We start from the raw sequence: 8,769 nt of genomic DNA on the forward strand, positions 1-8,769 counted from the left end.
CATCGAAGGCTTGCTTGATGGCGGCCATGTCCTGACGATCCTGTCTGGCTCGATCCGATGCCAGGTCCGGATCACGCTCCACGGCCTTGAAGGCGTAATAGGTCGATGGTGCGATCCCCAGAACCCGGCAGATCGGCTCGACACCAAAGACGCTACGGTGATCGTCGATAAAAGCGATCATTTGCGGAACGGGCGGTCGAACTCCGCCTGGGCAAAATACGCCGACGCCTTCTTCAGGATCTCGTTGGCGGTGCGCAGTTCCTTGACCTCGCGTTCCAGAGCCTTGATCCGTGCCTTCTCTTCACTGGTCACGCCGCCACGCTCGCCAGCGTCACGGGCGGCCTGGATGCACCAGGCGCGAAGAGTGTTATGGGAACAGCCAAGCTTCGATGCGATCGCGCGGTAGGCCGCGTTGTCGCTGCTGTAATCGGGCCGATGTTCACGGAATAGCCGGACGCCGCGCTCGCGGAACTCGGCTGTGTACTTCGGGGTGGGCTTCTTCTGATCCATAGGGCTCATCCTTTGAGAGTTTTACTCTCCGGTAAACCCGGGGCGGTTCAGCGCCCGTCTTGGGGCCGACCTCCAGCTCCATCAGCCGTTCGGCGGCGAAACCGATCATCTCGCGGAGCAGGTCGGCATCAGCGCTCTTTTCCACGAGCGCGCGCAGGTCCATCATCTGTTTGGTCATCGGGTGTAGTCCTCAGTTCAGGTTGGTGTTCACAACCCGACCCTACCGAGAAACCCGATGGCCACCGAAAGCTACACAACGTCCGGGGACGTCACCTCGTCTAAGGGGCCTACCGAAAAGCACCTTCATCGTCAGGCAAGCTTGGATCGCGGCGTCGCTGAACTCGGGCTGACGACCGCGCCTACCCGTCGGAGCCGCGTGCCAGGGCATCTCGGGATCAAACCAGATTGCAAGTGAACCGCGCTGCTTCAGCGCCGTGTTGTACGAAGGCCAGTTCCTGGTCTTGTACTTCGTAGGTGACCAGCCGCTCATGACAGCCAGCTATCACGCTGGATTCAAACAGTTAATCCCTCAGCCAATTTGTGCAACAAAGCCGAACGCACCAACAGGCCGGACATATGAACGCAAGCGATCCGAACAAATCATCAAAGAATTCTTGCAGGGAGAGGGTCGTCCACATATGGCACATTGATGCCATCGGGGGGCGGTCACAGCATCAAGCCAATGACAGTCCTCATCACGCCTGTTGACGAGCCTCTATGAATCGACACAATAATAGAATTGTGATTCATTATTCAAAATTCGCAAATTAGATCGGTTGGCGAAGAGGCCTGCCGGGGAGGAAAGTCAGAAGTGAGACAAGCAGCCGTACTGCATGAATTCCGCATGTCCGAGCGCCTCGTCAATGCGGGCGGGGCTCCCGGGGGGCGAACATGAACCTCGAGTTTTCCGCCGAAGACATCGCCTTCCGCGACGAGGTGCGCCAGTTTTTCGCCACCAAGTATCCGCAGGACGTGATCGCGAAGAATGAAGCCTTCGTGGAGTTGAGCAAGGACGACTATGTGCGCGCTCAGAAGGCGCTGCATGCTCGCGGTTGGGCCGGACCGAACTGGCCGGTGGAATACGGCGGTACCGGCTGGAGCCACACCCAGCGCTATATCTTCTTCAAGGAAATGGGTGCCAGCGGCGCTCCGTGGGTGAGTCCCTTCGGCCTGATGATGGTTGCCCCAGTGATCTATACTTTCGGCACGACTGAGCAAAAGGAGCGTTTTCTGCCCGACATCCTCGCCAGCAATGTGTGGTGGTGCCAGGGCTATTCCGAGCCCGGCGCTGGCTCCGATCTTGCAGCCCTGCGCACAAGTGCGGTGCGCGACGGCGATCATTACGTAGTGAATGGTGCGAAGATGTGGACGACCTATGCGCAATATGCGGACTGGATGTTCTGTCTCGTGCGCACCGACGCATCGGGCCGCAAGCAGCAGGGGATCACCTTCTTGCTGTTCCCGATGGACAGCCCCGGCATCACCGTACGCCCGATCATCACCGTCGATGGAACCCACGAGGTGAACGAGGTTATATTCGATAATCTGCGCGTGCCGGTGGAAAACCGGGTTGGTGAAGAGGGTAAAGGCTGGGACTACGCCAAATACTTGCTGACCCACGAACGCACCATGGTGGCTGACGTTGGGCGCTCGCGGCACAATGTCGAGCGGATCAAGAAAATCGCGGCGGCAGAGCGTACGAAGAGCGGCGCATTGATCGACGACGAGCTTTTTCGTCGGCGACTGGTCGATCTTGAGGTGGAGCTGGACGCGCTGGAATACACCGAACTGCGACTGCTATCCGAGATCGAGACCGGTGGCGCGCCTGGGGCTGAAAGCTCGATTCTCAAGATCAAGGGGGCCGAGATCCAGCAGGCGATTACCGAGTTCCTGCTCGAAATCGCGGGCAACAAGGCACTGCCCTTCGTACGTGATCGTATGCATCCGGACTGGGACGGTGCGCCCGTCGGCCCGGATTATGCCGGCATGGCCGCGCCACGTTATTTCAACTTCCGCAAGGCGTCGATCTACGGCGGCACAAACGAGATCCAGAAAAACATCATTGCAAAGGCTGTTCTCGGTCTCTGAGGCTGGATACAGGGATTATCATGGACTTTCATTTTACCGACGAACAGCGCCTTCTGCGCGAAACGCTTAGCCGATTCTGCCAGGATCATTATCGCTTTGGTGTCCAAGGTCAGACCGCGCCGCGGCCCGGCTATTGGTCCGAACTGGCCGAACTGGGGGTGCTGGCGCTACCGTTCCAAGAGGCCGACGGCGGACTGGGCGGCGACATGGTTGACGCGATGCTGGTGATGGAGGTGTTCGGCAAGGCGCTTGCCCCCGAGCCCTATCTTGCCAATATCGTTCTGGCAGGTGGGGTGCTGAAGCGACTTAGCGACAAGGATCGCCGCCAGGCACTGATCGGAGAACTGGTCTCAGGGGAGGCGCGCATTGCGCTGGCCCACGCTGAGGCGACTAACCGCGACAGCCTTTCCCATGTTGACACTACGGCACGCCGTGAAGGCAACGATTTTGTGCTGAACGGCGATAAGATCGCGGTGCTTGACGGTGCCCATGCCGACACTTTCATCGTTTCGGCCATGGTCAAGGGTGCCGGGTTGACGCTGTTTCTCGTTCCCGCGAACAGCCCTGGGCTGTCTCAACAGGGCTATGAGGGCGTTGACGGATTCGACACGTCCAACTTAGGGCTCGCCAATGTTCGAATCGGGGAAGAGGCGTTGCTGTGCGAGGTCGGGGAGGGGCTCGATCTTCTGGAACCTGCCATAGATGACGGGATCGTCGCCATTGGGGCAGAGGCCATTGGGATTATGTCGTTTCTGATCGAGGCAACCATCGACTACACAAAAACGCGAAAGCAGTTCGACGTTCCTATTTCTTCATTTCAGGTGCTTCAGCATAGAATGGTCGATATGTTTATCGAGCGCGAGGCGACGGTGTCCCTTCTCTACAAGGCCGCGATCCTTGCCGGATCCGGTGGTCCAGAGGCAGCCAAGGCGGCCTCGGCGCTCAAAGTGCATCTTGGGCGCGCCTGTCGTGTCGTCGGCCAGCAGGCCGTACAGCTGCACGGCGGCATGGGGATCGCCGATGAAAGCCCGGTTGCGCATTATTTCAAGCGCCTGACTATAATCAGCCAGCAGTTCGGCGCCGCCGATACCCACGCTAGGCGTTACGCTGCGATCGACCGGCGCAGCGGCGACACTTCCAAACAGATTGCATGAGGGCCTGACTATGACAGTCATCGATTATCAAACCCGGGGAAACGTGGCGCTTGTCACAATGGCAAGCCCCCCGGTGAATGCGCTGAACCACACCCTGCGCACTGAACTTATCGGTGCGATCGACCGTGCCGTGGCCGATTCAGAGGTGGCCGCCATCGTTCTGGCGGGCAACGAAAAAGCCTTTTCCGGAGGCGCAGATATCACCGAATTTTCCGCTGTTGCGGGTGGGGCGGATGCCTTTACCGAACCAAACATGTCTACGATCACCAACCTGATCGAAGCCTGCGAAAAGCCGGTGATCGCCGCCATAAGCGGGGCTTGCATGGGTGGCGGTCTGGAACTAGCGATGGCCTGCCATTATCGAGTAGGTGATGCCGGATCCAAGGTGTCAATGCCGGAGGTCAATCTCGGTCTCCTGCCTGGAGCAGGAGGCACTCAGCGTCTGCCTCGTCTGATCGGCGTCGAACCCGCTCTGAACATGATTCTAAGCGGCAAGCCATTACCGCGTGAGGCGCTTGCCGATTCTGGCCTTTTCGACCGCTTCGTCGAGGGTGCCGTCGTCGAAGCAGCGCTGGATTTTGCCCGTGAAATACTGGACGAGGGTCGCGGCCCGCGGCTGCTGAGCGCCGAGAAAATTTCCTACCCCTATGCCGAACCCTACTTCCAGTTCGTGCGTACCAATGTGAAGCGAAGCTTCGCCAATTACCCCGCGCCTCTGCATTGCATCGACGCGGTAAGCGCGGCGGTGTTCAAAAATTTTGCCGCGGGGCACGAGGCCGAGTGGGAAAGCTTCCGAACTTTGTTGACCTCGCCTGTATCCCAGGCCCTGCGTCACGGTTTTTTCGCCGAGCGTCTGGCGGCCCGCGTGGAAGGATTGGAAAAGGATACACCGACCCGGCCAGTCGAACTGGTTGCGGTGATTGGTGCCGGCACGATGGGAGGGGGCATTGCCATGACCTTTCTCAACGCGTCCATTCCGGTGGTGCTGCTTGAAACCAAGCAGGAGGCGCTTGATGCCGGGCTTGCCCGTATACGCTCTACCTACGAGAAAGGGGCGAAGCGTAGCGGCATGAGCGCCGAGGCTATCGACGCGCGCATGGCGATGATCACCCCGGTACTTGATTATGCCGCCATCGCCGACGCCGACTTGGTGATCGAGGCGGTGTTCGAAGACCTCGCGGTGAAAAAGACGGTGTTTTCCCGTCTTGGCGAGGTGATGAAACCAGGCGCAATTCTCGCCACCAACACCTCGACACTGGATGTCGACGTGATCGCCAAGGAGAGTGGCCGCCCGGCTGACGTGGTGGGGCTTCATTTCTTCTCGCCGGCCCACATCATGAAGTTGCTTGAGGTGGTCCGCGGAGAAAAAACCGCTCCCGAGGTGCTTGCCACTGCGATGGCGCTGGCCAAGCGGCTGCGCAAGACTCCGGTTGTCTCGCGGGTCTGCGATGGCTTCATCGGCAACCGGATGCTGAACCAGTATCTCATTGCCGCCTATCGGCTGATCGAGGACGGTGTCTCACCCTACGCCATCGACAAGGCGATGGAGCGCTGGGGCATGGCGATGGGTCCGTTCCGCATGCTCGACCTGGCCGGCAACGACGTGCACTGGGCGGTGCGACAGAGGCAGGCCCAGGAAGATCCCAACCACCGCCCCGCGATCATCGCCGACGCGCTGTGCGAAAAGGGATGGTTCGGTCAGAAGAGCGGGCGTGGCTGGTACCTTTATGAAAAGGGCCAGCGCCGGCCTCAGCCCAACCCAGAGGTTACAGCGATGGTCAAGGCGCATTGCGACGATGCAGGCATCACCCCGCGTAAGGTGGCTTCTGACGAGATCGTCGAGCGGCTGATCTATCCGATGGTGAACGAAGGGGCGCTGCTGCTCGAAGAGGGCATTGCCCAGCGGGCCTCCGATATCGACGTAGTCTATCTCGCCGGTTACGGCTTCCCCGCCTTCCGCGGCGGGCCGATGTTCTACGCCGATCAGGTCGGACTTTACACGATCTCGCGCGCACTTGCCGAGCAGGACATTGATCCTGCCCCGATGATCGTAGAGCTGGCCGCCGACGGCAGCCGCTTCAACTGACCTTCCAATGATGGAGAGAACCATGGCTGACGCCGTAATCGTTTCAACCGCCCGCACAGGTCTCGCCAAATCATGGCGCGGCAGCCTGAACATGACCCATGGTGCGGCAATGGGCGGCCATGTCGCCCGCGCCGCCATTGAGCGCGCCAGCATCGAAGCTGGCGAGGTGGAGGACGTGGTGATGGGGTGCGCTTTTCCCGAAGGCGCGACCGGCTGGAATATCGGGCGACAGGTTGCGATCAGTGCAGGCTGCCCCGTCACGACCTCCGGAATGGCGGTGAACCGCTTCTGCTCCTCGGGGCTTCAGGCGATCGCCACAGCGGCGAACCGGGTGCAGGTGGGCGAGGGTGATATCTATGTCGCCGGTGGGCTGGAATCGATTTCCTGTGTTCAGAATGAGCACAACACCCACATGATCACCGACCCGTGGATGATGGAACACAAGCCCGAAGTTTACATGTCGATGCTGGAGACCGCCGAGAACGTGGCACAGCGCTATGGCATCGACCGCGAACGCCAGGATGAATATGGCGCGCGCAGTCAACAGCGCGCCACCGAGGCCGCGCAGGCGGGACTGTTCGACGACGAGATCGTGCCGTTCGAAACGGTTGCGGCTGTCTACGACAAGGCTAGCGGTGGCTTCACAACCCAAAAGGTCACGCTCGATTCTGACGAGGGTATCCGCCCCGGCACCACCGCCGAAGCCCTCGCCGCACTCCCTCCGGCGCTGCCCGGCGGTCTGGTGAGCGCAGGCAACGCCAGTCAGTTTTCCGACGGGGCCTCGGCCTGCGTGGTGATGAACGGGCGGGAAGCCGAGCGCCGTGGCCTTGCCCCTCTCGGCATTTTCCGCGGCTTTGCCGTCGCTGGCTGCGAGCCCGACGAAATGGGCATCGGCCCGGTCTTCGCGGTACCGAAGCTCCTGGAAAAGGCCGGTCTTTCGATCGACGATATCGGGCTGTGGGAGCTCAACGAGGCGTTTGCGGTGCAGGTGCTTTATAGTCGCGACACGCTGGGCATTCCCGACGAGCGGCTCAACGTGAACGGCGGCGCAATCGCTGTCGGCCATCCCTATGGGATGAGCGGGTCGCGGCTAGTGGGCCATGCCTTGATCGAGGGGCGCCGGCGGGGGGTGAAATACGTGGTTGTGACGATGTGCATCGGCGGCGGAATGGGGGCCGCCGGGCTCTTCGAGGTGGTTTGATGAGCACGTCCCGCTCCCAGCACGGAGCTGTCAGACCAATTCGAACCTGTCTCGCCAAGGGCAGGGTGGCTGTCCCTTATGCCGCGCCGAGTTGGCGCCACTCGGCGAGAGCGGCGGCGCGGTTTCGCTTGAAATTGGCTCGTGAGTAGAGACTGCGTTCCTGGTTGAAATGGTTGAAGACAGAAGCGTGAATGGCGGCAAATTTCTGCAAACTTCGCATGCGCCGAAAGCGTTGCATCGCCCGCTCTCGTCGTCGGAATGGCAGATGGAAGTTTTCCGCCCGATGGCCCCCGCTCGGGTATCCCACTGCCGCGGCCGGTATCCGTTGCGCTGGTTCTCCCGGTCCGGGCTGCGCTCGCCGTGCCCCGCACCGCAGACGGCGGCCACCTCGATGTCCATCAGCCGCTGCGCGGCGTCCTGGATCAAATCGCGCAGAAAATCTGCGTCATCGCTCCTGGCGATCACGCCCGGAAGGTCAATCATGGTCTCGGTCATCGTGCTCTCCTTCGTTGTCATCGGTCGTTGAACAACCTCAGACTACGATGATGCGCGGTGGCCGCCAGCCCCGGCCGCGCGCTGCGCTACGCCAAAAGGCTCCGCGCGCGGCCTCTTACTCCACCCGGTGGGGCACTACCCCGTGGCGCAATATGCAGGACCTGGAAATGGCCACGCTCGGCTGGGTCGATTGGTTCAACAACCGCCGCCGGCTCGGGCCGATTGGAAACATCCCGCCAGCCGAGGCAGAAGAGAACTTCTATGCACAGCGCGACGTGCTCGATATGGTCGCGTGAAATGAAGCTATAGGTCTCCGGTAAAACCGGGGCGATTCAGTAGATATCTCGACAACATCTTTATTGAGCGTCTCTGGCGAAGCCTTAAGCAAGAGGCCATCTACCTTGAGGAAATCACCGATGGCTTCCGGGCTCGGCGCGTCGTCAAAGACTGGATCGGCTTCTACAACACCAGACGACCCTATTCTGCACTTGATAGGCAGGCGCCCGATGACGCATATTGGGCGGGCTTGAAAGAGCAAAAAGCAGCATGAAATCTAAACCCGATACACCTTAGAAACGCTGCAAACCCGTCCGAAAAGATGGGACCACTTCAGACCTCGCCAAGGCCGAGACCGCCCTGGCCGAGCTGGTTGCCAGCTACCGCGACACCGCGCCGAAACTGGCCGCGTGGCTCAAGGAGAACGTCCCCGAGGGCCTTGCCGTCTCACCCTGCCCGAGCGCGGCTACGCACCTCGAACCCGATGGAGCGGTCCGTCCAGCAGGAGCTGAAACGGCGCACCGTCAAGGTCAGGGTCTTTCCCAGCGAAGACGCCCTCCTGCGCCTCGTCAGTGCCGTGCTGGTCGAGATCGACGACAAATGGGCCGCTGAAACCAAGCCCTACATCAAGTGGGAATGCCAGGATGCATGAGCATGGCGTCAGTGAATTTCCAGACCCCAGATTGCTCAATCGCTGCGCTTTGTCATGGCGACAAGCTACGTCGCAACCTGGACCCGCTCAAGCCGGTTTACTTGACACTACCCCTCGACCTGCTCGAGCTTTTCGAGGAGCGCTATCAGCGGTGACCTGCCATCATCACCGCCCAGCTGCCCCAACTTCGACAGTTCGCGGCTGATTTTTCCGGATTTCGTTTGGCGCAGGTCAACAAAACAAGGCGTTTTGTATCGCGAAGCGGTAGATTTCGTGGGATCGTTGTTGTGGCACGTGGTGTGATTTT

The 8,769-nt window shown here is 60.4% G+C and carries 7 protein-coding genes, 6 pseudogenes and 1 other annotated feature; of the genes and pseudogenes, 7 read left to right on the forward strand and 6 right to left on the reverse strand.

The features are described from left to right. The 3 pseudogenes from DL899_RS18590 to DL899_RS18600 all read right to left on the reverse strand — a co-directional run. Positions 1-510: pseudogene (locus tag DL899_RS18590) on the reverse strand (transposase); the annotation flags it as partial. Then, positions 107-223: a sequence feature (AL1L pseudoknot), on the reverse strand. Its footprint overlaps the pseudogene before it by 117 nt. Before the next feature lie 46 nt (positions 511-556). Next, positions 557-688, reverse strand: a pseudogene (locus tag DL899_RS18595) (IS256 family transposase); the annotation flags it as partial. A gap of 96 nt (positions 689-784) precedes the next feature. Then, positions 785-1,000: pseudogene (locus DL899_RS18600) on the reverse strand (transposase); the annotation flags it as partial. A 401-nt stretch (positions 1,001-1,401) separates the two neighbouring features. On the opposite strand from DL899_RS18600, the gene DL899_RS18605 reads away from it, so the two are divergent. Genes DL899_RS18605 through DL899_RS18620 form a run of 4 tightly spaced genes read left to right on the forward strand, consistent with a single transcriptional unit; the run spans position 1,402 to position 7,039 of the window. After that, on the forward strand, positions 1,402-2,598 hold the full coding sequence (locus DL899_RS18605; protein WP_111735823.1) for an acyl-CoA dehydrogenase family protein: 1,197 nt from the start codon (positions 1,402-1,404) through the stop codon (positions 2,596-2,598). 20 nt (positions 2,599-2,618) lie between these two features. Then, positions 2,619-3,752, forward strand: coding sequence for an acyl-CoA dehydrogenase family protein (locus DL899_RS18610; RefSeq protein WP_111735824.1), 1,134 nt, complete (start codon positions 2,619-2,621; stop codon positions 3,750-3,752). Between the two features lie 10 nt (positions 3,753-3,762). Next, entirely contained in the window at positions 3,763-5,838 is a 2,076-nt protein-coding gene (locus tag DL899_RS18615; protein ID WP_111735825.1) for a 3-hydroxyacyl-CoA dehydrogenase NAD-binding domain-containing protein, read from the forward strand. 22 nt (positions 5,839-5,860) lie between these two features. Then, a complete protein-coding gene (locus DL899_RS18620) occupies positions 5,861-7,039 on the forward strand; it encodes an acetyl-CoA C-acyltransferase (protein WP_111735826.1) in 1,179 nt (392 codons plus the stop codon). 76 nt (positions 7,040-7,115) lie between these two features. Here the strand turns inward: DL899_RS18620 and DL899_RS20010 are convergent. Both DL899_RS20010 and DL899_RS20015 read right to left on the reverse strand, forming a co-directional pair. After that, positions 7,116-7,325, reverse strand: a pseudogene (locus DL899_RS20010) (IS6 family transposase); the annotation flags it as partial. Continuing rightward, positions 7,322-7,480, reverse strand: a pseudogene (locus tag DL899_RS20015) (transposase); the annotation flags it as partial. The pseudogenes DL899_RS20015 and DL899_RS20010, both read right to left, overlap by 4 nt. A 194-nt stretch (positions 7,481-7,674) precedes the next feature. Here DL899_RS20015 and DL899_RS18635 point away from each other — a divergent pair. The 3 genes and pseudogenes from DL899_RS18635 to DL899_RS20140 all read left to right on the forward strand — a co-directional run. Continuing rightward, positions 7,675-7,830: pseudogene (locus DL899_RS18635) on the forward strand (IS3 family transposase); the annotation flags it as partial. 62 nt (positions 7,831-7,892) lie between these two features. Beyond that, positions 7,893-8,084: an integrase core domain-containing protein gene (locus DL899_RS20265; RefSeq protein WP_420821004.1), complete on the forward strand. Its 192-nt coding sequence runs from the start codon at positions 7,893-7,895 to the stop codon at positions 8,082-8,084. A 48-nt stretch (positions 8,085-8,132) separates the two neighbouring features. Beyond that, on the forward strand, positions 8,133-8,462 hold the full coding sequence (locus tag DL899_RS20140; protein WP_111735827.1) for a transposase: 330 nt from the start codon (positions 8,133-8,135) through the stop codon (positions 8,460-8,462). 107 nt (positions 8,463-8,569) lie between these two features. Here the strand turns inward: DL899_RS20140 and DL899_RS19765 are convergent. Then, a partial coding sequence (locus tag DL899_RS19765; protein ID WP_204355367.1) for a hypothetical protein occupies positions 8,570-8,769 on the reverse strand: 200 nt, incomplete at its 5' end.

The sequence above is a fragment of the Roseovarius amoyensis genome (assembly GCF_003260265.1).
Lineage (GTDB): Bacteria > Pseudomonadota > Alphaproteobacteria > Rhodobacterales > Rhodobacteraceae > Roseovarius > Roseovarius amoyensis.

Coding starts and splice junctions, on each gene's coding strand:
- DL899_RS18605 (WP_111735823.1), top strand. CDS start 1,402: ATGAACCTCGAGTTTTCCGCCGAAGACATCGCCTTCCGCGACGAGGTG.
- DL899_RS18610 (WP_111735824.1), top strand. CDS start 2,619: ATGGACTTTCATTTTACCGACGAACAGCGCCTTCTGCGCGAAACGCTT.
- DL899_RS18615 (WP_111735825.1), top strand. CDS start 3,763: ATGACAGTCATCGATTATCAAACCCGGGGAAACGTGGCGCTTGTCACA.
- DL899_RS18620 (WP_111735826.1), top strand. CDS start 5,861: ATGGCTGACGCCGTAATCGTTTCAACCGCCCGCACAGGTCTCGCCAAA.
- DL899_RS20140 (WP_111735827.1), top strand. CDS start 8,133: ATGGGACCACTTCAGACCTCGCCAAGGCCGAGACCGCCCTGGCCGAGC.